21 protein-coding genes are annotated in these 25,586 nt (G+C 72.9%); 14 read left to right on the top strand and 7 right to left on the bottom strand.

Features of this window, described 5'->3' with window-relative positions:
- Window positions 1–36: 36 nt before the first annotated feature.
- Both ACFYXE_RS24135 and ACFYXE_RS24140 read left to right on the top strand, forming a co-directional pair.
- Window positions 37–1,113 carry a dihydrodipicolinate reductase gene (locus ACFYXE_RS24135; RefSeq protein ID WP_389315469.1) on the top strand — a complete coding sequence of 359 codons (1,077 nt, stop codon included), beginning with the start codon at window positions 37–39 and terminating at the stop codon, window positions 1,111–1,113.
- A gap of 4 nt (window positions 1,114–1,117) precedes the next feature.
- Complete coding sequence (locus ACFYXE_RS24140) at window positions 1,118–1,609, top strand: carboxymuconolactone decarboxylase family protein (protein WP_389315471.1); 492 nt, start codon at window positions 1,118–1,120, stop codon at window positions 1,607–1,609.
- 55 nt (window positions 1,610–1,664) lie between these two features.
- On the opposite strand, the gene ACFYXE_RS24145 is transcribed toward ACFYXE_RS24140, so the two are convergent.
- Both ACFYXE_RS24145 and ACFYXE_RS24150 read right to left on the bottom strand, forming a co-directional pair.
- On the bottom strand, window positions 1,665–3,308 hold the full coding sequence (locus ACFYXE_RS24145; protein ID WP_389315473.1) for a GMC oxidoreductase: 1,644 nt from the start codon (window positions 3,306–3,308) through the stop codon (window positions 1,665–1,667).
- A 190-nt stretch (window positions 3,309–3,498) separates the two neighbouring features.
- Window positions 3,499–6,240, bottom strand: coding sequence for a M4 family metallopeptidase (locus ACFYXE_RS24150; RefSeq protein WP_389315475.1), 2,742 nt, complete (start codon window positions 6,238–6,240; stop codon window positions 3,499–3,501).
- A gap of 366 nt (window positions 6,241–6,606) precedes the next feature.
- Here ACFYXE_RS24150 and ACFYXE_RS24155 point away from each other — a divergent pair, with 366 nt between their 5' ends.
- The 4 genes from ACFYXE_RS24155 (at window position 6,607) to ACFYXE_RS24170 (ending at window position 12,609) form a co-directional block, all read left to right on the top strand.
- On the top strand, window positions 6,607–8,022 hold the full coding sequence (locus tag ACFYXE_RS24155; RefSeq protein WP_389315477.1) for an MFS transporter: 1,416 nt from the start codon (window positions 6,607–6,609) through the stop codon (window positions 8,020–8,022).
- 79 nt (window positions 8,023–8,101) lie between these two features.
- Window positions 8,102–10,006 carry a helix-turn-helix domain-containing protein gene (locus tag ACFYXE_RS24160; RefSeq protein WP_389315479.1) on the top strand — a complete coding sequence of 635 codons (1,905 nt, stop codon included), beginning with the start codon at window positions 8,102–8,104 and terminating at the stop codon, window positions 10,004–10,006.
- A gap of 71 nt (window positions 10,007–10,077) precedes the next feature.
- Window positions 10,078–11,733: a cytochrome bc complex cytochrome b subunit gene (locus tag ACFYXE_RS24165; protein WP_389315481.1), complete on the top strand. Its 1,656-nt coding sequence runs from the start codon at window positions 10,078–10,080 to the stop codon at window positions 11,731–11,733.
- Between the two features lie 21 nt (window positions 11,734–11,754).
- Entirely contained in the window at window positions 11,755–12,609 is an 855-nt protein-coding gene (locus ACFYXE_RS24170) for a metallophosphoesterase family protein (protein WP_389315568.1), read from the top strand.
- Window positions 12,610–12,621: 12 nt separating this feature from the next.
- Here the strand turns inward: ACFYXE_RS24170 and ACFYXE_RS24175 are convergent, their stop codons facing one another.
- Window positions 12,622–14,532 carry an NAD-binding protein gene (locus tag ACFYXE_RS24175; RefSeq protein ID WP_389315570.1) on the bottom strand — a complete coding sequence of 637 codons (1,911 nt, stop codon included), beginning with the start codon at window positions 14,530–14,532 and terminating at the stop codon, window positions 12,622–12,624.
- Between the two features lie 203 nt (window positions 14,533–14,735).
- Here ACFYXE_RS24175 and ACFYXE_RS24180 point away from each other — a divergent pair, with 203 nt between their 5' ends.
- From ACFYXE_RS24180 to ACFYXE_RS24200, 5 genes are all read left to right on the top strand, one after another.
- Window positions 14,736–16,031 carry an alpha-L-fucosidase gene (locus ACFYXE_RS24180; protein ID WP_389315572.1) on the top strand — a complete coding sequence of 432 codons (1,296 nt, stop codon included), beginning with the start codon at window positions 14,736–14,738 and terminating at the stop codon, window positions 16,029–16,031.
- Window positions 16,032–16,259: 228 nt separating this feature from the next.
- Entirely contained in the window at window positions 16,260–17,111 is an 852-nt protein-coding gene (locus ACFYXE_RS24185; RefSeq protein WP_389315483.1) for a TetR family transcriptional regulator C-terminal domain-containing protein, read from the top strand.
- Between the two features lie 56 nt (window positions 17,112–17,167).
- On the top strand, window positions 17,168–18,064 hold the full coding sequence (locus ACFYXE_RS24190; RefSeq protein ID WP_361180311.1) for a 3-keto-5-aminohexanoate cleavage protein: 897 nt from the start codon (window positions 17,168–17,170) through the stop codon (window positions 18,062–18,064).
- 36 nt (window positions 18,065–18,100) lie between these two features.
- A complete protein-coding gene (locus tag ACFYXE_RS24195) occupies window positions 18,101–19,078 on the top strand; it encodes a 3-hydroxyacyl-CoA dehydrogenase NAD-binding domain-containing protein (protein WP_389315486.1) in 978 nt (325 codons plus the stop codon).
- Window positions 19,075–19,566, top strand: a complete 492-nt coding sequence (locus ACFYXE_RS24200; RefSeq protein ID WP_389315489.1) for a thioesterase family protein — start codon at window positions 19,075–19,077, stop codon at window positions 19,564–19,566. Before ACFYXE_RS24195 ends, ACFYXE_RS24200 begins: the two co-directional genes overlap by 4 nt.
- Window positions 19,567–19,615: 49 nt before the next feature.
- Here ACFYXE_RS24200 and ACFYXE_RS24205 read toward each other — a convergent pair whose 3' ends face one another.
- Window positions 19,616–20,914 carry an MFS transporter gene (locus ACFYXE_RS24205; protein ID WP_389315491.1) on the bottom strand — a complete coding sequence of 433 codons (1,299 nt, stop codon included), beginning with the start codon at window positions 20,912–20,914 and terminating at the stop codon, window positions 19,616–19,618.
- Between the two features lie 67 nt (window positions 20,915–20,981).
- On the bottom strand, window positions 20,982–21,833 hold the full coding sequence (locus ACFYXE_RS24210) for a hypothetical protein (RefSeq protein WP_389315493.1): 852 nt from the start codon (window positions 21,831–21,833) through the stop codon (window positions 20,982–20,984).
- Window positions 21,834–21,985: 152 nt separating this feature from the next.
- Between ACFYXE_RS24210 and ACFYXE_RS24215 the strand changes: the two genes are divergently transcribed.
- Window positions 21,986–23,362, top strand: coding sequence for a 6-phospho-beta-glucosidase (locus ACFYXE_RS24215; protein ID WP_389315495.1), 1,377 nt, complete (start codon window positions 21,986–21,988; stop codon window positions 23,360–23,362).
- Window positions 23,359–23,748 carry a (2Fe-2S) ferredoxin domain-containing protein gene (locus tag ACFYXE_RS24220; RefSeq protein ID WP_361180018.1) on the top strand — a complete coding sequence of 130 codons (390 nt, stop codon included), beginning with the start codon at window positions 23,359–23,361 and terminating at the stop codon, window positions 23,746–23,748. The genes ACFYXE_RS24215 and ACFYXE_RS24220 overlap by 4 nt, the downstream gene beginning before the upstream one ends.
- Before the next feature lie 145 nt (window positions 23,749–23,893).
- Here the strand turns inward: ACFYXE_RS24220 and ACFYXE_RS24225 are convergent, their stop codons facing one another.
- A complete protein-coding gene (locus ACFYXE_RS24225) occupies window positions 23,894–24,544 on the bottom strand; it encodes a hypothetical protein (protein WP_389315498.1) in 651 nt (216 codons plus the stop codon).
- A 101-nt stretch (window positions 24,545–24,645) separates the two neighbouring features.
- On the opposite strand from ACFYXE_RS24225, the gene ACFYXE_RS24230 reads away from it, so the two are divergent.
- Entirely contained in the window at window positions 24,646–24,966 is a 321-nt protein-coding gene (locus ACFYXE_RS24230; RefSeq protein ID WP_389315500.1) for a hypothetical protein, read from the top strand.
- A 53-nt stretch (window positions 24,967–25,019) separates the two neighbouring features.
- Here the strand turns inward: ACFYXE_RS24230 and ACFYXE_RS24235 are convergent, their stop codons facing one another.
- Window positions 25,020–25,559, bottom strand: coding sequence for an FBP domain-containing protein (locus tag ACFYXE_RS24235; protein WP_361180554.1), 540 nt, complete (start codon window positions 25,557–25,559; stop codon window positions 25,020–25,022).
- Between the last annotated feature and the right edge of the window lie 27 nt (window positions 25,560–25,586).

A 25,586-nucleotide genomic window follows, 5' to 3' on the forward strand; every position in this document is an offset into this window, starting at 1 on the left:
CTGTCAACCGTCGACGCCCCTCGCTACCCTCCGCGCATGATTCCCACGGTGGTCTGGGGCACCGGCAATGTCGGCCGTGCGGCCGTGCGTGCCGTCGATGCCCATCCCGATCTCACGCTCGCGGCCGTGCTGGTGCACGACCCCGCCAAGGTCGGCGTCGACGCGGGTGAACTCGCAGGCATGGACCGTGCGTTGGGGGTGGCCGCCACCGACGACGTGGCGGCGGTCCTCGCCGCGCGGCCCCGCGCGGTGGTGTACGCGGCCTCCGGCGACCTGCGTCCCGACGAGGCGCTCGACGACGTCGTCAGGGCGGTGCGCGGCGGCGCCGCCGTCGTCACGCCCGCCCTGTACCCGCTCTACGACCAGCGCGGCGCGCCGCCGGAGTTCCGGGACCCGGTGCTCGCGGCGGTGGCCGAGGGCGGCGGTTCGCTGTTCGTCTCCGGGGTGGACCCGGGCTGGGGCAACGACGTGCTGCCGCTCCTCGTCAGCGGGCTCGGCTCCACGATCGAGGCGGTCCGCTGCCAGGAGATCTTCGACTACTCGACGTACGACCAGGAGGCCTCGGTCCGCGATCTGATCGGCATGGGGCACCCGATGGACTACGAGCCGCTGATGCTCGCGCCCTCGGTGCCGACCATGGTGTGGGGCGGGCAGATACGCCTGATGGCCAGGGCCCTGGACGTCCGGATCGACGAGATCCGCGAGACGATGGCGCGGCACCCGCTGGACGAGACCGTGCACACGCGCACGATGGGCGAGTTCGCCGCGGGGACGCAGGGCGCGGTGCGCTTCGAGGTGCAGGGCATCGTCGACGGCGTACCCCGGATCGTCATCGAGCACGTCACCCGCATCCACCCCTCCTGCGCCCCGCACTGGCCGACGCCGCCCGACGGGGGCGACGGCGCGCACAAGGTGATCGTCGAGGGCCGCCCGCGCATCGAGGTCACGGTCGAGGCCACCGACGAGGGGGAGAACCGCTCGGCGGGCGGCAACGCGACGGCGGTGGGCCGCCTGGTGAACGCCCTCGACTGGCTGGTGAGCGCCGAACCCGGCCTCTACGACGCGCTCGACGTCCCGCTGCGCCCGGCAGCGGGCCGACTCGGAAGGAAGTGAACCCATGGGTGGTTCCCTGCGCATCGACATCCCCGAGGGGCAGGACGCGATTCCGTACGTGTGGGGCGACATGGTCCCCGAGATCGGGACGGCCGCGTCGAACTTCTCCCTCGCGGTCTACGCCCACACGACGCTCGGTCTGCGCGAGTTCGAGGCGGCCCGGCTGCGCGTCGCCCAGATCAACGGCTGTGTGTTCTGCCTGGACTGGCGCACCGAGCGCGACGGCGAGAAGGTCGACGACGACTTCGCCGAGGCGGTGACCCAGTGGCGTACCACAGGCGCCTTCGACGACCGCACGCGGCTGGCCGCGGAGTACGCCGAGCGGTACGCCCTGGACCACCACCATCTCGACGAGGAGTTCTGGACGCGGATGACCGCGCACTACAGCCAGGCCGAGATCGTGGAGTTGAGCATGAGCATCGGATCGTGGCTCGCCTTCGGCAGGCTCAATCACGTGCTGGGCCTCGACACGGTGTGCGTGCTGCCCAAGCCGTGACCGATGACGGGCCGGCCGGTCCTTGCGGGCCGTTCGGCCCGGTCGGTCCCGCGGATCACAGGTCGGTCGCGATGACCTTGTCGATGTTCCGCTCGGCGAGTGCCGTGATGGTGACGAACGGGTTGACGCTGGTGTTGCCGGGGATCAGGGCGCCGTCGATGACGTAGAGCCCCGGATAGCCCGCCAGGCGACCGTAGTTGTCGGTGGCCTTGCCGAGCACCGCGCCGCCGAGCGGGTGGTACGTGAGGTGGTCGCCCCAGATCTTGTAGGTGCCGAAGAGATCGGTCCGGTAGATCGTCCCCTCCTTCGAGTTGATCTTGTCGAAGATCGTCTTGGCGGCGTCGATGGAGGTCTGCTTCCAGGCCGTCTGCCAGTTCAGCTCGGCCCGGTTCGCCGCGGCGTTCCAGGTGAACTCGGCGCGGTGCGGGGTCTTGGTGATGGACAGGTAGAACGAGGCGTACGTCTCGATGCCGGTGGGCAGCGGCGCGACCTCGGCGAAGGCGCCGCCCGCGGCCCAGTTGTCGATGCCCGCCGTGGGGATGGACGACTGGAGCTTGCCGGTCGGGTCCCACAGGTGGTTGGCGCGGCCGCACATGACGTTGCCGTTGTCGCCCCAGCCCTTGCCGATCTCGCCGTTGAGCCGGGGCAGGGCGCCGGTCGCCTTCAGTTTGACCAGGAGCTTGCTGGTGCCGACGCTGCCCGCGGCGAAGAAGACCTTGTCGGCCGTCACGGACTTGGTGGCGGTGGTGTCCCCGGTGGTGTTGATCTGGTCGATGGTGACCGTGTAGCCGCCACCGGCCGCCGGTGTGACCGAAGTGACCTTGTGCAGCGGTGAGATGGTGACCCGGCCGGTCGCCCTGGCGCGGGCGATGTAGGTCTGCTGCAGGGACTTCTTGCCGTAGTTGTTGCCGTAGAGGATCTCGCCCGCGAGCGCCGACTTGGGGACGGTGCCCGCCTGCTCCTTCTTCATGTAGTCCCAGTCGTACACGTCGGGCACGAAGGTGAAGGCGAAGTTGGAGCGCTGGGCGTGCTTGCGGCCGACGCGGGCGTACTGGTAGCACTCGGCCGTCTCGAACCAGTTGGGGTCGATGGTGTTCACGCCGAGGCCCGCGTTGGCGCGCGGGTAGTACGTGCCGTACATCTCGCCCGCGTCGACCGTGGGGAGCACCGCGGCGAAGTTCTCCCGTTTCGGGGTGACCGCCATGCCGCCGTTGACCAGCGAGCCGCCGCCGACGCCGCGGCCCTGGTAGACGATGATCCCGCCGAACTCCTCGGCGTCCAGGATCCCGGTGTGCCGCGGGACGTCCTTGTCGATCGGGAAGCCGAGGAAGTTGCTGATGGGCTGCTTGGTCCTGGTGCGCAGCCAGAAGGAGCGCAGATCCGGCGTGGTGGTGTTGGCGAAGATCTTGCCGTCCGCCCCCGGGGTGTCCCAGGCCTTGCCCATCTCGACCATCTGGACGTCGACGCCCGCCTCGGCGAGCCGCAGCGCGGCGACCGAGCCGCCGTAGCCGGTGCCGATCACGAGGACGGGGACCTTGGCGCCGTCGGGGATCGGGGCGGCGGCGACGCTGTCCGCCCGGGCCGCCGACGTCGTGTGTCCGGCCAGCGCCACGGCGCCAAGAATAGAACTCGTTCCTGCTATGAATCTTCGACGTGACACACCGTCAGAACCGGTGCTACACACAGGATTTACACTCATGTGATCTACCTCACTTGTGAGTGAACGGAAACGAGTTCTACTGCGGGGCGTGTGCGAAGTCACGCCATACTTGTGGGTAATTTCTGGCCGACGACAGCGCCCCGCCCCTCCAGGAGCGGAGGAAGCGGGGCGCATCGGTGCAAGGGGTCTGTACAAGGGGGGACGGGTTGTACCGGCCGGTACGGGCCCGCTAGGAGCAGGCGCCCGCCGGGCGGGCCCGGGTGACCAGATCGGTGTGACCGGTCGTGCCGTCGATCCACACCACGCGCCGGCCCGTGTCGGCCACGCCGTGGCTCTGCTCACCGCGGTTGCACGACACCCGCTGCGCGCCCTTGCCGTCCAGGCCGGTCTGCACGAGCTTGGTGAGGTTGGTGTTGCTCCAGCCCCGCTCGGGCTTCCACTGCGTCAGCGTCAGCGCCGTGTCGGACGCGTCCACACCCCAGAGGTAGGCGTTGTCGCTGTTCTCCGGAATGACGTCGGTGCGTCCGGTGCCGTCCAGCTTCGCGCGGCGCAGGCCCTGGCGGTTGTCGTCGGCGATGTCGTCGACCAGCCAGTACAGGTACGTGCCGTTGATCGTGGGCGAGGAGATGCCCAGGCGGCTCTCCTTGGCCGGGACCAGCGTCCTCCGGCCGCTGCGCACATCCGTGATCTCGGTCGAGATCTGCTCCACGCCGTCCTTGTCGGTGTACAGCTTGGCGTAGCCCAGCTTGTCGCCGTGCAGCGTGGGCAGTGCCGTGGCCACGTCGTAGCGGCCGCCGTCCACGAAGCGCGGCTCGCGCTCGCCGGCCCTGAGGTACGCGACGCGCTGCTGCCCGAGGGGGCTGGACTCCTGCCAGGCGACGGTGCCGCCCGACACCCGGACGTTGCCGACAGTGGTCCCCGCCGACCAGAGCTTCTTCACCGGCCCGCCGCTCAGCCTGCGGCTGAGCACGTCCACGCCGTCCGCGCCGTACGCCGCCCAGGCCACTGTCGTGCCGTCGGTGTCCGCGTAGACGTGGAACCGCCCGTCGTTGGGGCTGATCAGCTTGGGTGTGCCGGCTCCGGACGTGCGGCCCGCGTGGACCGAGTAGGGCTCGCCGCCCTCCTCGTCGGACTTCGAGGCGGCCCACCGGCCGCCGCCCGCGCCCGCACCGGTGCCCTTGACGTTCAGGTCGCCGAGGAGCTTGTCGGAGTCGGCGCCGATGGCCTTCTCCCAGCCCCTGACGATGCCGTGCGCGTCGAACGCCCGGGTGACCGCGCGCAGGTCGGCGCCCTTGACGCCGAGATCCTCGGCGGCGGCGACCACCGCGTCGCGCGCCTCGGTGAAGCCGTCGAGCGGCGTGAGGTACGCGGTGAGCGCGCGGTAGACGATCCGGTCGGCGCGCTTGCCCCCGAGGTCCTCGCGGATGTCCCACAACGCACCCGAGAAGATCGTGGAGTTGAGGTGCACGCCGCCGCTGTCGGTGGCGTAGGTGACGCCCAGGAAGTCCTTGGCGGTGGTGCGGCCGTCGTTCAGGTCGCGCATCGCGCAGTCCTTCGGCCCCCGCGTGCGGCAGAGGTCCTCGCCGATCAGCGAGGCCTCGGGGGAGTGCGCGTCGCCCGTGGCGTCGACGTCGATGGCGTTGCCGAAGTAGTCGGCGACGGCCTCGTTCAGCGCGCCGGACTGGCCCGTGTAGACGAGGCCCGCGGTGTGCTCGACGACGCCGTGCGTCATCTCGTGCCCGACCACGTCCAGGTCGGCGGAGAACACCTTGTTCTCCTCGTCGCCGCCCCCGTAGACCATCTTCTGGCCGTCCCAGAAGGCGTTGACGAACGGCAGGCCCCGATCCGTCACGCCCACCAGGGAGTTGATGGCCATGCCCTTGCCGTCCAGGCTGTCCCTGCCGTGCCGGGACTTGTAGTAGTCGTATACCTTCCCGGCGGCCCAGTGCGCGTCGACCGCGCCCGAGGTGGTGGCGTCCGCACCGAACGCGGGCGTCGGCGACGTGACGTCCTTGAGGCCCGCGGGCCACGTGCCGGACGCGTCCTCCGCGTCCACGTCACGGGCGTCGTACGTGGTGATCGCGTTCTTGCTGCCGCCCCACTGCCGGCGCCGGTCGACCAAGGCGTACGCCCCGGTCCGCGCGTCCTTGGTGATGTCGAGGGCGACCTCGGTGCCGTCCAGCTTGACGCCCGACCCCGTGCTGCCGGGGCGGGCGGCCGGGGCGCCGTCGAAGGCCTGGATGCCGGAGTAGCTCAGGACGGGGAAGCCCGCGTCCGCGTCGACGTAGATCTCCTGCTTGACCGGCGCGCCCGTCGCCGGGTCCTGGCCCGTGACGGTGACGTGGTAGGTCAGGACGCCCGTGCCCCGCGGCAGGACGACCAGGCCGTGCGAGGTGCCGGTGAGGGCGGGCTGCCGCCCCGAAGTCCCCTTGCCCAGCGACTTCCTGGCGCCGTCGTGGCCTTTGCCCGCCGCGGGGCCGCGCAGCTTCGTCCAGCTGCCGGCCCGGTCGCCGGAGAGCCCGGCGAGGGCGGCCGCGGTGGCCCGCTCGACGGCCGTGGCCCGCGACACCTTGGCCTCGGTGTCCACCGCCAGGCCGGTGAAGTACTTGCCGGACGTGCCGGTGACGATCCGGTCGCCGTCCTGCTCCGCCAGGCGCACCAGGTACTGGCCGCCGAGCACCGGTATGCCCCGGTGCTTCTGCTGGAAGCGGACCGTGTCCCCCGTGCGGTCGTGCACCGTCCGCCCCGCGGTCAGATCCCGCGCCGGGTCGGGTATGCGGTAACGGCTCTTCTTCTGGGCCAGGTGCCTCTTGGCGGCCTCGGCGGCGCTGCCCGTGGTGCGGACGCGCTCCTCGATGCCGTCCACCAGGGCGGGAGTCGCGGTGCGCCGGCCGGGTATCAGCTCCGGCCCCGGCTCGGGATCCGCGGCGTGGGCGACGGGCGCCGACACGGCGGCCAGCAGTGCCGCCACGCCGAGCAGGGCGGCGCCACCGGCCGCGCCGGGTATGCGGGGTCTCCGAACGCCCCTGACGGATCTGGGTTTTGTGCTCATGGGTGACGTGCTCACATTCCCCTCCATGGCAGGGCCGCAGGTCGGGCGGCCCTCTTGATCATGAAGGTGCCAGACGAATGTGGATCAAGTGATAACGCGATGTCACAAGTGTCCGGAAGCAGATGCCCCGCGACGGCCCGCCGCCCCTCGCGCCCGCCCGGCATGGCGGCCGGGCACACGGCCGGACCACGAACCATGGTGCTCCGCCATATACGCCACTGATCTGCGGTTTCCTACCTTGTGCCGGTACGGAAGCGTCCCCGCAGAACACTGGAAGTGGTGCACATGGCCTCGCAAGGAACCGCTCCGCCCGCCCGTACCGGCATGGTCCGCACCGTGGCCGCGAGCCTCGTCGGCACGACCGTCGAGTGGTACGACTTCTTCCTCTACGGCTCGGCCGCCGCGCTGGTCTTCAACACCGTCTTCTTCCCGTCGAGCGACCCTCTCGTCGGCACGCTCCTCTCCTTCCTGACCTACGCGGTGGGCTTCGCCGCACGCCCCCTCGGCGGAGTCGTCTTCGGGCACTACGGCGACCGGATGGGCCGCAAGAAGCTGCTCGTCGTCAGCCTCCTGATGATGGGCGGCGCCACCTTCGCGATGGGCCTCCTCCCCACCCACGCGACCATCGGCGTCGGCGCACCCGTCCTGCTCACCGTGCTGCGCCTGGTGCAGGGCTTCGCCCTCGGCGGCGAGTGGGGCGGCGCCGTCCTGCTCGTCTCCGAGCACGGCGGCGACCGGCACCGCGGCTTCTGGGCGTCCTGGCCGCAGGCCGGCGCTCCCGGCGGCAACCTGCTGGCCACCGGCGTGCTCGCGCTGCTCGCCGCCGTCCAGTCCGAGGAAGCCTTCCTCGCCTGGGGCTGGCGCGTGCCGTTCCTGCTCTCCGGGGTGCTCGTGGTGATCGGCCTGTGGATCCGCATCTCGGTCAGCGAGTCGCCCGTCTTCCTCGCGGCGCAGCGCCGGGCGGACGAGGCCGCGGCGGCGGGCGCCGGGCGAAAGCCGCCCGTGGTCGAGGTCTTCCGCAGGAGCCGGCGCGAGGTGCTCACCGCCATCGGCACCCGCTTCGGCGAGAACATCTCCTACTACATCCTCACGGCGTTCGTCCTCGTCTACGTCACCGTGCACCTGGAGCTGCCCAAGAGCGACGCGCTCAACGCCGTGCTCATCGGCTCCGCGTTCCACTTCGTCACCATCCCGCTCTGGGGCGCGCTCTCCGACCGCGTCGGGCGCCGTCCGGTCACCCTGATCGGCGCCCTCGGCATGGCGGGCTGGGCCTTCGCGTTCTTCGCGCTGGTCGACTCCCGGTCCTTCCCGGTCATCACGTGCGCGGTCACCGTCGGACTGCTCTTCCACGGCGCGATGTACGGGCCGCAGGCGGCGTTCATCTCCGAGCTGTTCGACACCGAGGTCCGCTACTCGGGCGCGTCCATGGGCTCCCAGCTCGCCTCCATCATCGGCGGGGCGCTCGCCCCGATCATCGCCGTGGAACTCCTCAGGGACTACGACTCGGCGCTCCCCGTCGCCCTCTACCTGTGCCTGGCCGCGCTCGTCACCGCCGTGACCGTGTACGTCGCCAGGGAGACCCGGGGCCGCGACCTCGCCGCCGACGAGGCGTCCGGGCCCGCCCCGGACCGCGCCGCGGGCAGCGCGACCGCCCCCGACCCCGCAGGCTCCCTGCCGCTCGGCGGCCGGCACCCCGGCTGACACCCCCGCGCCCCGGCCCCCGCGCCGGATCCGGGGCGGCCCATCGACCGCACCCACCCCGCCGGGAGACGATCGCTCCATGCTCCCCACCACCGAGGGCGCGGACCACGCCGATCCCCGGTCGGCGCTGCGCAGCCTGCTCGACCTGCTCGACCGGGGCGCGCCCGCCGAGGAGTTCGCGCGCCCCGCCGCCCGGGCCCGCGAGGCCGGTGCCGCCCCCGGCGACCTCGCGGCCCTCGACGCGGCCACCGACGTGGCGCTGCGCGTCCACCGCACCCTGGGCGCGCACCGCCGCCGCGAGGCCGAACTGACCGCCCTGTTCGACACCGCGAGCGACCTGGCCGCGCTGCGCGACGCGGACGCCGTCCTGCGCGCCATCGTGCGCCGCGCCAAACTGCTCCTCGGCACCGACGTCACGTACCTCTCGCTCAACGACGAGGCGGCGGGCGACACCTACATGCGGGTCACCGACGGCAGCGTGGCCGCCGCCTTCCAGCAACTGCGGCTCGGCATGGGCGAGGGGCTCGGCGGCCTCGTCGCGCAGACCGCCCGGCCCTACGTGACCGGCGACTACCAGCAGGACCCCCGCTTCCACCACACCGACGCCATCGACAGCGCGGTCCACCAGGAGGGGCTGCGGGCCATCCTCGGCGTGCCGCTGCGCCTGGGCCCGCGCGTCATCGGGGTCCTGTACGCGGCCGACCGCGCCGCCCGCGCGTTCGCCACCGAGGAGATCGTGCTGCTCTCCTCCCTCGCCGACCACGCCGCCATCGCCATCGACGGCGCCCGCCTGCTGGAGGAGACCCGGGCCGCGCTCGTCGACCTCAACGCCGCCACCGAGACCATCCGCGCGCACAGCAGGGCCATGCGCCGCGCCGAGCAGGCCCACGACCAGCTCACCGACCTCGTGCTGCGCGGCGGCGGCGCCGACGACGTGGCCGACGGAATCGCCGCCCTCCTCGACGGCGGCGTCCTCATCCACGACGCGGACGGCGTCGAGCTCGCCCGCACCGGCGCCGGACCGCTGGCGCCGCCCGCGCCCGCCGTCGCCGCCTCGCGGGCCAGCGGCCGGGCCGTCCCGCAGGACGGCACCTGGGTGTGCGCGGTGCTCGCCGGGCCCGAACTCCTCGGCAGCATCGCCCTGACCGGACGCGCCGAACTCGCCGACGCCGACCGCAGGTTGTTCGAGCGGGCGGGCGTCGTGACCGCGCTGCTCCTGCTGCTGCGCCGGTCGGTCGCCGAGACCGAGGACCGGGTGCGCGGCGAGCTCCTCGGCGACCTGCTCGCCCCCCGCGGCGACCCGGCGGGCCTCGCCGGACGCGCCCGCCGCCTCGGGGTCCGCCTCGACCGCCCGCACGCCGTGTTCGTCGCCCACGGCGAGAGCGCGCCCCGCCCCCGGCTGCTCGCCGCGGCGCACCGCACCGCCCGCGCCCACCGCGGCCTGGCCGGACTGCACCACGACGACGTGGTCGTCGTGGTCCCCGCCGCGGCGCCCGGCGCCGACGCCGCCGCGCTCGCCGCCGCCCTCGGGCAGGCCGTGGGCGCCCCGGTCACCGTCGGCGCCGCGGGCCCGGCCGCCGGCCCCGCCGGACTGCCCGCCGCGCACGCCGAGGCGCTGCGCTGCCTCTCCGCGCTGCGGGCGCTCGGCCGCACCGGGCACGGCGCGGCCCTCGCGGACCTCGGCTTCGTCGGCCTGCTCATCGGCGAACAGGCCGACCTGGGCGGCTACGTGCGGGCCACGCTGGGCCCCGTCCTGGACTACGACGCCGAACGCGGCACCGAGCTGGTGCGCACCCTGGAGGCGTACTTCGGCCGGGACCGCAGCCTCACCCGCGCCAAGGCCGCGCTGCACGTCCACGTCAACACCGTCGTGCAGCGCCTGGAGCGCGTGGCCCGCCTCCTCGGCGACGACTGGAACACCCCCGCCCGCACCCTGGAGATCCAACTCGCCCTCAGACTGCACCGGTTGACGCCACCGCAGTGAGTTGTCACGTCCGCACCTGTTGGATCCGCCACCCATGCGACCTACCCTGGTACCGCCTGAAAGGGAGTCGCATGAGCGGACGCATCGAGCGCACCGGGACGACTGCACGACCTGAACGGCCCGGCAACCCCGGCAAGGGGGAGCGGGTCGCCGACTGGGCGGACGGGCGGCTCGGCATCCACACGCTGGCCAAGAGCCAGATGCGGAAGATCTTTCCGGACCACTGGTCGTTCATGTTCGGCGAGATCTGCCTCTACAGCTTCATCATCCTGATCCTCACCGGCACCTATCTGACCCTCTTCTTCGACCCGAGCATGTCCGAGGTCGCCTACGACGGCCCGTACACCCCGCTCAAGGGGGTCCTGGTCTCCCGGGCGTACGAGTCCACGGTCGACCTCAGCATGGAGGTCCGCGGCGGCCTGCTGATCCGGCAGATCCACCACTGGGCCGCGCTCGTCTTCGTCGCCGGGATGCTCGTGCACATGATGCGGGTGTTCTTCACCGGGGCGTTCCGCAAGCCGCGCGAGCTCAACTGGCTGTTCGGCTGGACCCTGTTGTTCCTCGGCATCCTCACCGGCCTGACCGGCTACTCACTACCCGACGACATGCTGTCCGGCACCGGCATCCGCTTCGCGCAGGGCGCCATCCTCGCCACCCCCGTCGTGGGGACGTACCTCTCGTTCTTCCTGTTCGGCGGGGAGTTCCCCGGCGAGGACATCATCCCGCGGCTCTACCCGATCCACGTGCTGCTGCTCCCGGGCATCATGCTCGGGCTCGTCGTCGCGCACCTGATCCTCGTCTTCTACCACAAGCACACCCAGTTCTCCGGCCCCGGCAGAACCGAGAAGAACGTGGTCGGAGCGCCGCTCCTGCCCGTCTACATCGCCAAGGCGGGCGGCTTCTTCTTCCTCGTCTTCGGCGTGCTCGCGATCATGGGTGCGGTCGCCTCCATCAACCCGGTCTGGGCGATCGGCCCCTACCGGCCCGACCTGGTGTCCACCGGTGCCCAGCCCGACTGGTACCTGGGGTTCTCCGAGGGGCTGATCCGGGTGATGCCCAGCTGGGAGATCAACGCCTGGGGCCACACCCTGGAACTGGGCGTCTTCATCCCCTTCACGATGTTCCCGCTGATCCTCCTGGCCATCGGCATCTATCCGTTCGTCGAGTCCTGGGTCAAGGGCGACAAGCGCGAGCACCACATCGCGGACCGGCCGCGCAACGCCCCGGTGCGCACCGGACTCGGCGTCGCCTGGCTCGCGCTCTTCGGCGTCCTGATGGTCGGCGGCGGCAACGACCTGTGGGCCACCCACTTCCACCTCTCCATCAACGCCATCACCTGGCTCGTGCGGATCGGGTTCTTCGTCGTCCCCGTCCTCGCGTTCGTCGTCACGCACCGCATCTGCCTCGGTCTGCAGCGCCGGGACCAGGAGAAAGTGCTGCACGGCCGGGAGACCGGCACCATCAAACGCCTCCCGCACGGCGAGTACGTGGAGATCCACGAACCGCTGCCGCAGTCCGAGCTCTACCGGCTCACCGCCCACGAACAGCCCCGGCCCTACGAGATCGGCCCGCTGGTCGACGCCAACGGCGTGGCCCGCAAGGTCAGCCGTTCCGACCGCCTGCGGGCCCGCCTGGCACGCGCCATGTACGGCCCCCGGGCACAGGTGCCCAAGGCGACGCCCGAGGAGTACCTCGCGGTCCGGCAGGGGGAGGGCGATCACCACTGACTCGGTTAGCCTCACAGCGTGATGGCATCCGAGAAGACCCCGAAGCTGCTCGCGATCAGTGACCTGCACGTGGCGTACGCGGAGAACCGGAAGTACGTCGAGACCATCCGCCCCGGGACGGACGGGGACTGGCTGATAGTCGCCGGTGACGTCGCCGAGCGGATGGCCGACATCGAGTGGGCGCTGCGCACGCTCGCCGGCCGCTTCGCCAAGGTGGTGTGGTCGCCGGGCAACCACGAGCTGTGGACGCCCAAGGACGACCCGGTCCAGCTGCGCGGCGAGGAGCGCTACCGGCACATCGTCGCGTTCTGCCGCGAGTTGGGGGTGGCCACCCCCGAGGACCCGTATCCCGTGTGGCGGGGCGCGGGCGGTCCCGTCGTCGTCGCCCCGCTCTTCCTGCTCTACGACTACACCTTCCGCCCCGAGGGGACGCACACCAGGGAGGAGGCGCTGGCGGTCGCCCACGACGCGGGCGTCGTCTGCACCGACGAGTACTTCCTGCACCCCGACCCGTACGCCACCCGCGACGACTGGTCCCGCGCCCGCGTCAAGCACACCGAGGAGCGGCTCGCCGAGCGCCCCGCGGGGCTGCCCACCGTGCTGGTCAACCACTGGCCGCTGCTGCGCGAACCCACCCGGATCCTGCGCTACCCCGAGTTCGCCCTGTGGTGCGGCACCGAGCAGTCCGCCGACTGGCACCTGAAGTACGAGGCGGCGGCCGTCGTCTACGGGCACCTGCACATCCCGCGCACCACCGTGCACGACGGGGTGCCGCACATCGAGGCGTCCGTCGGCTACCCGCGCGAGTGGCGCAGGGACTTCCACCCCGACCCGCACCTGCGCCAGGTCCTGCCGGTACCGCCCGCCACGCCGTGAGGGACCGGCCCGTCAGGTCCTGCCGGGCAGCGGCCTGCGGGCCAGGAGTTCGGCCAGGCCCTGCCGGGTGGCGGCGAGGACGACCCGGTCCTCGGGGCGCAGCGTGTAGTGCGGGTCGAGCTCCCACTCCAGGCCCGACGAGAGGCCGGACGCCTGCCGCGAGGCGCGTTCCAGGGCGACGACCCGCCACGCCCCGGGGCGGAACACCTCGGCGATCGTGCGGCCCGTCAGCTGCGGCTGCAGCGACACGTCGAGCGCGGCGAAGAGCAGCACCGACCGCTCGACCGGCAGCGCGCCGAGGATCTGCCGGCCCATCATCGCCCCGGCGAACGCGGGTGCGGCCAGCGCGGACACGCTGCGGCTGCGGGTGAGCGCGCCCGGGTGCGCGGCACGCAGGGTGCGGTAGACGGCGGTCGCGAACTCGTCGTCGTACAGCCGCAGCGCCACCCGCAGGTCGGGCTTCACCGACCGTGCGTACAGGGCCGCTTCGAGGTTGATGGTGTCCGCGCTGGTCAGGGCGAGCAGCGCGTGCGCGCGGTGCACCTTGGCCGCCTCCAGGACGCCCTCCTCCGTCACGTCGCCGACGACGGTCGGCACGCGCAGGCGCCGGGCCAGCGAGATGCCGCGCGCCTCGGGGTCGGCCTCCACGCACACCACGGGGATGTCCAGCTCCCGCAGCCGGGCGAGCACCCTGGTGCCGATCTTGCCGAGGCCCAGCAGGACGACGTGGCCGGAGAGGCCGCGCGGCGGGCGGCGCAGCGAGGACGCGGTGCGGAAGGTGCCGAGCGCCTCCAGGACGGCGGCGAACAGGATCGGCAGGAGCAGCAGCCCGACCAGGCCGGACAGGAGCTGCAGGATCTGCCGGCTCGTCGGCCCGTCGGTCGCCGGGTCGTTGAGGGAGAACAGGTCGAGCAGCGTCAGGTAGGTGGCGTGCAGCGGGGTGGTGTCGTCGGTGGTGATGATCGAGGCGATGGCCATGCCGACGACCGCCGCCGCGAATCCGGCCACCGACCAGCGCAGCCGCCGCGAGAACAACTGCCGCAGCGGCACCCCCCGTCCGGCGAGGAACCCGGGCGGCGGCGCGGACCCCGAGTACGAGACGGTCTCCAGGACCAGCGCGCCCCGGCCGGGCGCGGCGGCCACCGCCGCGTCGTCCGGCAGCAGCCGCGGCCCCGCGCCGGTGTCCGACGCGTCGTGGCCCTCCGCGCCCGCGGGGTCGTTGGCGGTGGCCGAGAGCAGCGCGAGGGTCGCCAGGCCCCGGGGCGCCACCTGGCCCGGCGCCGGGGGCGTGCGTTCCACCGCGCGCAGCAGCAGCCCGTCGGCGTGCACGACCTTGCTGGTCCCGGCGACCGCCGTGGCGGCGAGGGCGGGCGCCGCGGTGTCCGCGTCGGACAGCACGGTGACGCTGGCGTCCGTGGTGGCCAGGCCCGCCACGGCCGCGGCCTGGTCGAGCAGTTCCTCCAGGTGCTGGCCCAGCTTGCGGTTGTACAGCCGGATCACCAGGCGCAGACGGGGGTTGAGCCGCCGGGCGGCCAGCGCGGTACGGATGTTGGTCTCGTCGTCGTCGTGCATGAGCGCGAGCGCGGCGGCCCGGGCGACGCCCGCCTCGGTCAGGACGTCGTCGGTGAGGTCGGTGGCCTCGAGGACCCGGGGCGGGTCCGCGGTGCCGCTCTCGCCGGTGCCGCCGACCGCGTCGGGGCCGCTGCCGTTCCCGGTCCCGTTCGCGGTCCCGTTCCCCGTGGTGCGGGACACGGCGGCGGTGATCCGTCCGAGCAGCGCCGTCGTACGGGCCCGTCCCGTCAGCCGGTTCGGCTCGCCGCGTCCCGCGGGCGGCACGACGAGGACGACCTGTTCGCCGTAGACACCGCGGAGTTCGGCGGCGAGCCGGTGGGCCAGGACGTTGTCGCCGCCGCACACCACCATGTGGCCGGGCGAGGCCGGCGTCGGGCGCTGCGGGGGCAGGGAGGATGCGTGCGACACAGGGAGAAGAGTGCCGCACGGGGGCGGTCGGTTCCCCGCGCACCCCACCGGACGCCGCTCCGCGGTGAGGACGCCGTAGCGGAAACCTCCGACCTATTGCCTCCGTCATCCGGGCCGACTTAGCCTGTTCGCGCTTCCGGCCGGCGATCGGACACACCACCAGTGAGGGGGAACGGCGCGTGATCCAGCCCTGGTTCGGCGAGGCCAAGCTCGGGATCTTCGTGCACTGGGGCATCTACAGCGTGGACGGAGTGCCCGAGTCCTGGTCGTTCTTCGACGGCACGGTGCCCTACGACCGGTACATGGCCCAGCTCGACGGTTTCACCGCCGCCCGGTACGAACCCGCCGCCTGGGCGGACCTGTTCGTCCGCGCCGGCGCGCGGTACGCCGTGCTGACCGCCAAGCACCACGACGGCGTCGCCCTGTGGGACACCGCGGCGAACGACCTCTCGGTGGTCGGGCGCACCCCCGCGGGCCGCGACCTCGTCGCCCCGTACGTGGACGCGCTGCGCGCCCGGGGCGTCAAAGTCGGCCTGTACTACTCGCACGTGGACTGGTCGCACCCCGATTACGCCACCGTGCGCCCTCCGGGACAGGACCCGGCCGAGCGCGGCAACCCCTACTCCATGCCCGCCGCGGGGGACGAGTCGTCGGAGCGCTGGGCGAACTTCCTCGGCTTCCACCGCGCTCAGGTCAGGGAGCTCCTGGAACGCTTCCGGCCCGATCTGCTGTGGTTCGACGGCGAATGGGAGCGGGCCCCCGAGCAGTGGCGCACGGCGGAGCTCGCCCGGGACATCGCCGAGCTGAGCCCGCACACCGTGGTCAACGGCCGCCTCACCGGCCACGGCGACTACGCGACACCGGAGCAGGGCGTGCCCGTCCAACCGCCCGCACAGGAATGGGAGTTGTGCCTCACCGTCAACGACTCCTGGGGCTACCAGCCGCAGGACACCCGCCACAAGTCCCCGCGCCGACTGGTCCGCATCTTCGCCGAGACCATCGGGGGCGGCGGCAATCTCCTCCTGGACGTCGGCCCCAAGGAGGACGGCACGCTGCTGCCCGAGCAGGCCGAGCGGCTCGAAGCGCTCGGGGAGTGGATCGGACGGCACACCGACGCCGTGTACGGGACGGTGCGGGGCCTGCCGCACGGCCACTTCTACGGACCCTCCACCCTCGCCGCCGACCGCCGCACCCTCTACCTCTTCCTCTTCGACCGGCCCAACGAGTACGTCGTGCTGCGCGGGGTGCGCAACGCGGTGCGTTCGGCGCGCGTGCTCGGCACGGACGTCGAGGTGCGCCACGAACGGGTCGGCGGCCTCGGTGACGTACCGGGCTGGGAGTACGTCCACCTCACCGACGATCACCTCGACCCGCTGTGCACGGTCCTCGCCCTGGAGCTCGACGGCGCGCTCGACCTGTACGGCGCGCACACCCGCGACTGAACGCGCACACCTGAACGCGCCCACCTGAACGCGCACACCCGCGACGGCGACCGCGTCCGCCGGCCCGACCCCGCGCCCCGGCCCGTGCGGGGTTCCGGCACAGGAGTGACTGATGCGTCAGTCAGAATCGCAATCCTGTGCGGAATGCAGGTGAAGATTGGGTTTCCGGGCGAGCTCGCGCCGTCGTCGCGTTGTGTTCGTCGCAACGTGCGGGTAGGGTCGCCGACCATGCAGCACGACCCCGAGGTGGCGGACCGCGTCCGCAAGGTGATCACCGACGCCGGTGTGACCCAGCGCGAATTCGCGCGCCGCATCGTCATGGACCCCTCCAAGCTCTCCCGCTCGCTCGGCGGCACCCGCCGCTTCACGGCGGCCGAGCTCGCCCGGATCGCGGACACGGGCGGGGTCGACGCGGGCTGGCTGCTCGGCGCCGCCCGCCCCCCGGAGCCGGCCGTGGCGCGACGTGAGCGCGCCGTGGCCCCCGAGGGCGGTCGGCCCCTGCAGATCGTCCGCGAGACGGTCCGGCTCATCGCCGAGCGGGGCTTCCACGCCGTCCGCGTCCAGGACATCGCCGCGGCCTGCGACACCAGCACCGCCGCCATCCACTACCACTTCCCGGGCCGCGACGACCTCCTCGAAGCCGCCGTGCGCTGGTGCATGGACGAGGACACCGCGCGCCGCGCCGCCCGGATCGCGGACGCCGCCGACACCGCGGACGAGCTGCGCCAGCTCATCGAGCTGCAGATCCCCCGTACCCCGCAGCAGCGCTGGCAGTGGAGCGTTTGGCTCGACCTGTGGGCCGAGGCCGCCCGCTCCACCGCCGTCGGCCGCCTGCACGCCGAGTACTACCGGCAGTGGCGCACCACCGTCGCCGACGTCGTCCGCCGCGGGATGGCCGAGGGCTGCTTCCGGCTCGCCGACCCCGAGTCCGCGGCGCTGCGCCTCACCGCGCTGATCGACGGCCTCGCCACCCAGGTGCTCGCCTCGGCACCGGACGCGCCCGGGGTCCCCGGCACCGGACCCGACGACATGCACGAGGCCCTGACCGCCTACGTCGACGCGACGCTGACCGCGCACTGACCCGTACGCCCGCACCGACCCCGTACGCCCGCACACCCCCCGAGGGAGAGTTCCGCATGCCCGTGAACGACAACGTCATCATCACCTGCGCCCTGACCGGCGCGGGCGACACCGTGCGCAAGAGCCCGCACGTACCCGTCACGCCCGAGCAGATAGCCACCTCGGCCGTCGAGGCCGCCGACGCGGGCGCCGCCGTCGTGCACATCCACGTCCGCGACCCCGAGACCGGCGACCCCTCGCGCGACCCGCGGCTGTACCGCGAGGTCGTCGAGCGCATCAAGGAGACCGGCACCGACGTCGTCATCAACCTGACGGCCGGCATGGGCGGCGACCTCGTCATCGACCCCGTCCAGCCCCTCAAGGACCTCGGCGAGCTGCCCGGCACCGACCTCGTCGGCGGCCTGGAGCGCCTCCCGCACGTCGAGGACCTGCTGCCCGACATCTGCACCCTGGACTGCGGCTCCCTCAACTTCGGCGACAACCTCTACATCTCCACGCCCGACATGCTCCGCCAGGGCGCCCGGCGCATCCAGGAGCTCGGCGTACGCCCCGAGCTGGAGATCTTCGACACCGGCCAGCTGTGGTTCGCCAAGCAGCTGCTCGCCGAGGGACTGCTCGACGACCCCACCGTCTTCCAGCTGTGCATGGGCATCCCGTGGGGCGCCCCCGCCGACCCGGGCGTCCTGCAGTCCATGGTCAACATGCTGCCCGAGGGCGCCCAGTGGGCCAGCTTCGCGCTCGGCCGCATGCAGATGCCGTGGGTCGCCCAGTCCATTCTGCTCGGCGGGCAGGTCCGCGTCGGCCTGGAGGACAACCTCTACCTCGGCAAGGGCAACAAGGTCAGCAACGCGCAGCTCGTCGAGCGTGCCGTGCAGATCACCGAGAACCTCGGTTCGCGCGTGGCCACCCCCGACGAGGCCCGCCAGAAGCTGGGCCTCAAGCCCCGCTCCTGACCTCCGCGCCCCCCCCACGACGAGGAGGACCCCTCCATGAACGAGATCACCACACCGCCCGCCCCCTGCGCCCCCGAGGACGTGCGCCGCGTCGCCTGTGTCGGCGCCGGTGTCATCGGCGGCGGCTGGGTCGCCCACTTCCTGGGCCGCGGTTACGACGTCACCGCCTGGGACCCCGCGCCCGACGCCGAGCAGCGGCTGCGCCGCCTGGTCGAGGCCGCCTGGCCCGCGCTCACCCGGCTCGGCCTCGCCGAGGGCGCCTCGCAGGACCGCCTCACCGTCACCGCCACCCTCGAAGAGGCCGTCGCCGACGCGCAGTTCGTGCAGGAGAGCGCCCCGGAGAAGCTGGAGCTCAAGCGCGACCTGCTGACGCGCCTCGACGCCGCGACGCCCGCCGGCGTCGTCATCGCCTCCTCCACCTCCGGCTACCCGATGACCGACATGCAGACCGGGGCGGCCGACCCGGGCCGCCTCGTCGTCGGGCACCCCTTCAACCCGCCCTACCTGATACCCCTCGTCGAGGTCGTCGGCGGCGAGCGCACCGCCGCCCACGCCGTGACCTGGTCGTCCCGCTTCTACGAGGTCGCGGGCAAGTCGGTGATCACCATGAAGAGCGAGGTGCCCGGCTTCATCGCCAACCGCCTCCAGGAGGCGCTCTGGCGCGAGGCCCTGCACATGGTCGCCAACGGCGAGGCCACGGTGCGGGAGATCGACGACTCGATCACCGAGGGCCCCGGCCTGCGCTGGGCGTTCATGGGCCCCATGCTCACCTTCGCGCTCGCGGGCGGCGAGGGCGGCATGGCCCACATGCTCGACCACTTCGGCCCGTCCCTGAAGTCCCCGTGGACGCGCCTGGAAGCCCCCGAACTCGACAAGAAGCTGTACGACGCCGTGGTCGCCGGGTGCGACGAGGCGGCGGACGGCCGCACCATCGCGGACCTCGTCGCCGAGCGCGACCAGGGCGTCATCGACGTCCTGCGCGCCACCGGCCGGCTGCCCGGAGGCGCCGCATGAGCGACCCGCTGCCCCCGCTCCGCCGCCAGGTCCGTCCCGAGTGGATCGACTACAACGGCCACATGAGCGAGGCCTTCTACGTCCTCGTCTTCGGCTACGCCACCGACGCCATGATGATCGAGACGGGCCTGCACGCCGGGTACCGCGAGTCGACCGGCTGCTCCCTCTACACGGTCGAGGCGCACGTGCGGTACCTGAACGACGTCTCGGAGGGCGCCCACCTCGTCGTCCGCACCCGCGTGCTCGGCGCGGACGCGAAGAAGGCGCGCTTCACGCACGAGATGTACGTGGTCGAGGACGACCGGGCCGAGCCCGCGCCGGACGCCGCCCCCGTGGCGACGACGGAACTCCTGGCGCTCCACGTCGACCGGAACCAGGGCCGTACCACCGCGTTCCCCGACGACATCCGCGCGCACCTCACGGCGCTGACCGAGGCGGCCCCGGACTGGGCGGGCCGCTCCATCGCGCAGGTCCCGAAGGCTTCCTAGGGACGCCGGGAACCGCGCGGCGAGCCCCGACGGCCCGCGGCCGAGGAGCTCACCGGTCGAGCGGCTCGCGCGCGGTCTCCGGCAACCGCAGGTAGACCACCGAAGAGATCACGCACAGCACGGCCACGTACACGGGGAACAGTCCGGGAGAGCCGATCTCCTTGAACAAGGTGCCCATGTACGGGGCCGTGCCGCCGAACAGCGCGACGGTCAGCGAGTACGGGAAGCCGATCCCGGCGGCCCGCACCCGCGCGGGGAACACCTCGGCGTTCACCGCCGCCGAGATCGACGTGAAGCCGGTCAGCAGCACCATGCCCGCGCACTGCACGAACAGCAGCGAACCGAACGACCCCGAAAGGGACTTGAGCAGCGGCACGCTCAGGACGGCGAAGCCGATGCCGAAGAACAGCAGCAGCGGCCTGCGTCCGAGCCGGTCCGACAGCAGCCCGCCGACCGGCTGGAGCAGGGCGAAGAAGGCGAGCGAGAGGGTGCCTGCGAGGAGCGCCTGGCCCTTGCTGATGTCCGTGTTCAGCTCGGCGTACGTCGGCAGGTACGACGTCCACGTGTAGTAGGCCAGGGTGCCGCCCGCCGTGATGCCGCAGATCAGCAGGGACTGGCGGGGATACTGGCGCAGCGCGTCGAACAGGCCCGGGCGCGCGGCCGGTTCGGCGGGGGCCCGGTGCGTCTCGTGCGCCCCCTGCCGGATCCAGAAGCCGACCAGACTGAGCAGCGCCCCGAGCACGAACGGCAGTCGCCACCCCCAGCCGTCCATCTGTCCCTCGGAGAGCGTGGCGACCAGCAGGGCCGCGACGCCGGACGCCGCGAGCTGGCCGGCGCTGGTGGAGACGTACTGGAAGCTGGAGAAGAGGCCGCGCCGCCCGGGCCCCGCCGACTCCACGAGGAACGTCGTCGACGCGGCGAACTCGCCGCCCACGGACAGCCCCTGCAGCAGCCGCGCGAGCACCAGGACGACGGGGGAGAACACCCCCACCGCCGCGTAGGTCGGGGTCAGCCCGACCAGCAGGCTGCTGCCGCCCATGAGCAGGATGGTGACGGTCAGCGCGGCGCGCCTGCCGCGCCGGTCGGCGACCGCGCCCATCAGCAGGCCGCCGACGGGCCGCATGAAGAAGCCGACCGCGAAGACGGCGAAGGTGGAGAGCAGCGGGACCAGGGAGTTCCCCGAACCCTTGGGGAAGACCTGGCCCGCGATGTACGTGGCGAGGAAGGTGTACGCGTACCAGTCGTACCACTCCACGGCGTTGCCGACCGAGGCGGCGAGCAGCTGCCGGATCGGGCGCCGCTCGGGGGCGGGGACGGTGGCGGTCACCTGCGGGTCGTGCTGTGTCATGATCACGACCTTCCCCGGTCCGGCGGCGCCCCACACGTGCTGTCCGGCAGACGGACGGGGCGTGCGCTTAGCCGGACGTCGGCCGGTAGGCGTGCACCGCCGTCGTCACCAGGCACGGCGCGGGCGGCACCACCTCGACGCGCAGGGTGCGGCGCGCCGCGTCGTAGTCCACGCCCTCCGTCTCGAACGTGCCGGAGCAGATGCTGCGCTGCGGCGCCGCGAAGAGGCTGGAGACGTGCCCGGTCACCTCCTTGCCGTCGAGCGGACGCGCCAGGTCGACCTGGAGGACGGGACGGTCCTCGGGGAACAGTTCCTTGGACGCGTCGTTGGAGGCGCACACCAGACGCGTGTCGGAGACGAAGTCGCAGCCCTGGATGTCCCGCACCGGCTTGTCCAGCGAGATCTGCCCGGCCTGCGGGAGCGCGCCGCCGGTGGGCGGCGTCGAGGAGTTGAGGAGCGGGGCGGGGAAGACCTGGAGGCGGTTCTGGTCGCCCCACTCGCCGGACACCAGCCACTGGTCGTCCGGCGAGACGGCCGCGAAGGAGTTGTTGAGCTTCTCGCCCGCGTCCAGCCGGTGCTCGTAGAGGTAGCGCTTCCCGGCCGGGGTCGTGACCGCGTACATCTTCGACCGCGCCGCGTCGCCGCCCTGATAGGCGTCGAAGGTGTGGCCGCGCGCGATGTCCGGGTCGCCTATGTGCTCCCAGCCCTTGACGCGCAGGTCGAGCGGGACCGAGCCGAGCCCGCGGTGGAGCAGGCTGCCGTCCGCGCGGCTGGCCAGACCCTGGCTGCCGGTGAGCGAGTTGACGTACGAGGTGCCCGACTCCTGCCAGCCGCCCGGCGCGGCGGAGGCGCCGCCGGCCGTCATCACCACCAGGGTGACGGCGCCGAACAGGGCGGTTGATGCCTTCCAGACGGTCATGGGGCGCTACCTCCGTGGGGGGTCGGAACGCTGCGGCGTCATCGTACGGAACACGCGCCCCGGCAGGTACACCCCGTGCGGCCCCGCGAGGTACGTAACGTGAACCCCGGCGGTACCGGCCCGACACCAGGACGACAGAAGGCGGTTCAGACGTGAAGCTGGCAATTCTCGGCGGGGGCGGATTCCGCGTGCCGCTCGTGTACGGGGCCCTCCTCGGCGACCACGCCGAGGGGCGCGTCACCGACGTCGTGCTGCACGACGTGGACGCCGCCCGGCTCGGCGCCGTCGCCCGCGTCCTGGCGGAGCAGGCCACCGGGATCCCCGACGCGCCCGCGGTCACCGTCACCACCGACCTCGACGAGGCGCTGCGCGGCGCCGACTTCGTCTTCTCCGCGATCCGCGTCGGCGGCCTGGAGGGCCGCGCCGCCGACGAACGCGTCGCGCTGGCCGAGGGCGTCCTGGGCCAGGAGACGGTCGGCGCGGGCGGCATCGCGTACGGCCTGCGCACCGTGCCCGTCGCCGTCGACATCGCGCGCCGCGTCGCCCGGCTCGCCCCCGACGCCTGGGTCATCAACTTCACCAACCCCGCGGGCCTGGTCACCGAGGCCATGGCCCGCCACCTGGGCGACCGCGTCATCGGCATCTGCGACTCGCCGGTGGGCCTGGGCCGCCGGGTCGCGCGCGTGCTGGGCGGCGATCCGGACGAGGCGTTCATCGACTACGTCGGCCTCAACCACCTCGGCTGGCTGCGCGGGCTGCGCATCGAGGGCCGCGACGAGCTGCCGCGGCTGCTCGCCGACCCGGCGCTGCTCGGCTCCTTCGAGGAGGGCAGGCTCTTCGGCGCCGACTGGCTCCAGTCCCTCGGCGCCGTCCCCAACGAGTACCTGCACTACTACTACTTCAACCGCGAGGCCGTACGCGCCTACCAGGAGGCCGAGCAGACCCGCGGCGCCTTCCTGCGCGACCAACAGGCCCGCTTCTACGCCCGGATGCGGCAACCCGACGCCCCCGCGCTGAAGACCTGGGACACCACCCGCGCCGAGCGCGAGGCGACGTACATGGCGGAGAACAGGGAGGCGGCCGGCGCGGGGGAGCGGGCCGAGCAGGACCTGGAGTCCGGCGGCTACGAGCAGGTCGCCCTCGCCCTGATGCGGGCCGTCGCACGGAACGAACGGGCCACGCTGATCCTCAACGTCCGCAACGGCACGACCCTTGCGGCGCTGGACGCGGACGCCGTCATCGAAGTCCCGTGCTCCGTCGACGCCAATGGCGCCCACCCCATGGCGGTGGCCCCGCTGCCCGGCCACGCCACCGGCCTGGTCTGCGCGGTCAAGGCCGTCGAGCGCGAGGTGCTCGCCGCGGCGGAGAACGGCTCGGCCGCGACCGCCGTGAAGGCGTTCGCGCTGCACCCGCTGGTCGACTCGGTGGCCGTCGCCCGGCGGCTCGTGGACGGTTACCGGCAGGCGCACCCCGGCCTCGGCTACCTGGGCCGCGGGCGGCCACAAGGGCCTGACATGATCACGGGATGAGTCCCGTCGTCTCCATCGGTGCCGCAGCCCGCCGCCCCTGCACGCTCGTCGTGTGCCGGGGCTGCTGCTGCGGCGACGCCCGCAAGAACCCCGGCATCGACCACGCCTGGCAGTTGGAGCGGCTGCGGTCCGCGGCGGCGGCCTCGCGCGGCCGGTTCGCGGTGCGTACGAGCGACTGCCTGGGGCCGTGCGGGCAGGCCAACATCGTGGTCGTGCAGCCCTCGCCGGAGGGGCGCAGGCGGGGCGGCCGTGCCGCCTGGGTCGGCTTCGTCACCGACGACGAGTCGCTCGACGGGATACTCGCCTGGGCCGAGGCGGGCGGCCCGGGCATCGCGCAGCCGTCGGCGACGCTCGCACTCCAGCTCGTGGACCCTCGCGCGGTCTAGGGGGTGAGGCGTCGGCCGCCGCCGTGCGGTCTAGGGGGTCAGGCATCAGCCGCCCCTGTGCGGTCCGGCGGTTCAGGTGCCAGTCGCCCCCGTGCGGTCCGGCCAGCGGCCCGGGCGTCGGCCGGCCGTGCGGTCGGCCCCCGCCTCAGCCGCCGCCCCCGCGCGGGGGCCACGGCGGCGGGGGCGCCGCGCCGCCGGGCGGGGCGGTGGCGTTCCCGGCCGGGTCCTCCCCGTGCAGCAGCCTGATCGCGTGCGCGTCCATCGCGCGGACCAGTTCCAGGCGCGTCTGCGCCAGTCCGGCCATCTGCTCGTCGAGACGGTCCCAGACCTCGTCGGGGATCCCCAGGTCGAAGTCGAGGACGAGCTGCCGCGTGGCGGTCGTCAGCGCGACCAGATGATCGTGCACCCGCGCCGAGCAGCGCTCCACTTCGTGCTCCCGGTGGTAGAGGGGCGCGTATCCCAGCTGGACGACCTGGCCGCCCGCGTCCGCGACGGCCGCGTCGAACACCGCCAGGTCGGCGGGGTGCCCCGCCCGCATCGTCTGCTGGAAACGCAGCAGCACGTCCATCCACAACCGGCCGCCGACCCGCAGCCCCGTCAGCCGGTCCACCTCCGCCCGCACGTCCTGCTGGTGCCGCGCCACGTCCCGCTCGGCGTGCTGCCGGGCCAGGGCCGCGGCCTCGCTCTCGCGCGCGGCCCGCCGCTGCCGGTTCGCCACGGCGACCCCGCCGACCGCGGTGATCGCCGCTCCGCCCAGGGCCCCGGCGAGCCCGACCCATAACGCCGCATCGCTCATGGCCCGAGTATCGCGCCCACGGGGCGGGGGACGACAGAGCTCGTGGGCCCTTCGCCGCGCGCTGTCCTGCCGGACCCGGGCGGTCCGGGCAGAATCGGCGCATGTCCCCGAACCCGCGGCCCGAGCACACCCCGGACGGGCACTTCGTCCTCATCAAGGGACGGAAGTGGCGGGCGACCGACCCGATGCTCCCGGACGAGGTCGCGGCCCGGCTGCGCTCCCATCTGATGGCGGCCCGGCGCGCGGTGCGCTCCGCCCTCGCCGACGGGGACGAGACGGCGGAACGGGCGGCCCGGGACCGCGTGCAGCACGCGAAGGTCGCCCTGGGGGAGCGCGGCACCCCGTGGTGGGAACAGAGCGAGGCGCAGCGGCGCCGCCGCTGGGAGGACGGCCTGAGCGCGCTCGACGCGGCGCGCCCGTAGCCTCGACCGGCCGATGACCCGACCCGACCCGACCGGCCGATGACGTCGTCCGGCTAGCTGATGGCGTCGTCCGGCCGGCCGATGACGTGCTCCGACCGGCCGATGACCTGGTCCAGGAAGCCGTGCAGGTTCCGCAGGGTGCGCGCGTTCTGTTCGTCCGGCGTCAGGCTCTCCTCGAAGCGGCGGGCCAGCGCCGTGGTCTTCTTCCCCCGTACGTAGAGGGAACAGGCCAGGTCAGCGCAGATGTAGAGCCCCACCGAATTGCCCTGCCGGCCCGCCGCGCCCGCCTTGGGGGCCACCAGCAGCGTGATGCCGGAACCGGACTGCGGTGTCACGCAGACCGAGCAGATGCTGGACTTCAGCAGGCTCTTGCGCGCGCCCGTCGAGGCGCGCAGGGCGATGCCCACGGGCTCGCCCTCCCGCCACGCCACCACATAGCCGCGGTCCGGCGCCTTGGGGTCGCGCCAGCCGAGGAAGTCCAGGTCGGACCAGGGGGTGGAGGCGAAGCCCGCCGGGAGGGTGAGCCTGCGGGCCTCGCCCTTCGAACAGTTCACAAAGGACGCGCGGATCTCGTTCTCACTGACGTGCTGCATGATCCGGAAGGTATCAACGCCCGGCGG

The organism is Streptomyces sp. NPDC002564, assembly GCF_042889645.1.
Taxonomy (GTDB): Bacteria; Actinomycetota; Actinomycetes; order Streptomycetales; family Streptomycetaceae; genus Streptomyces.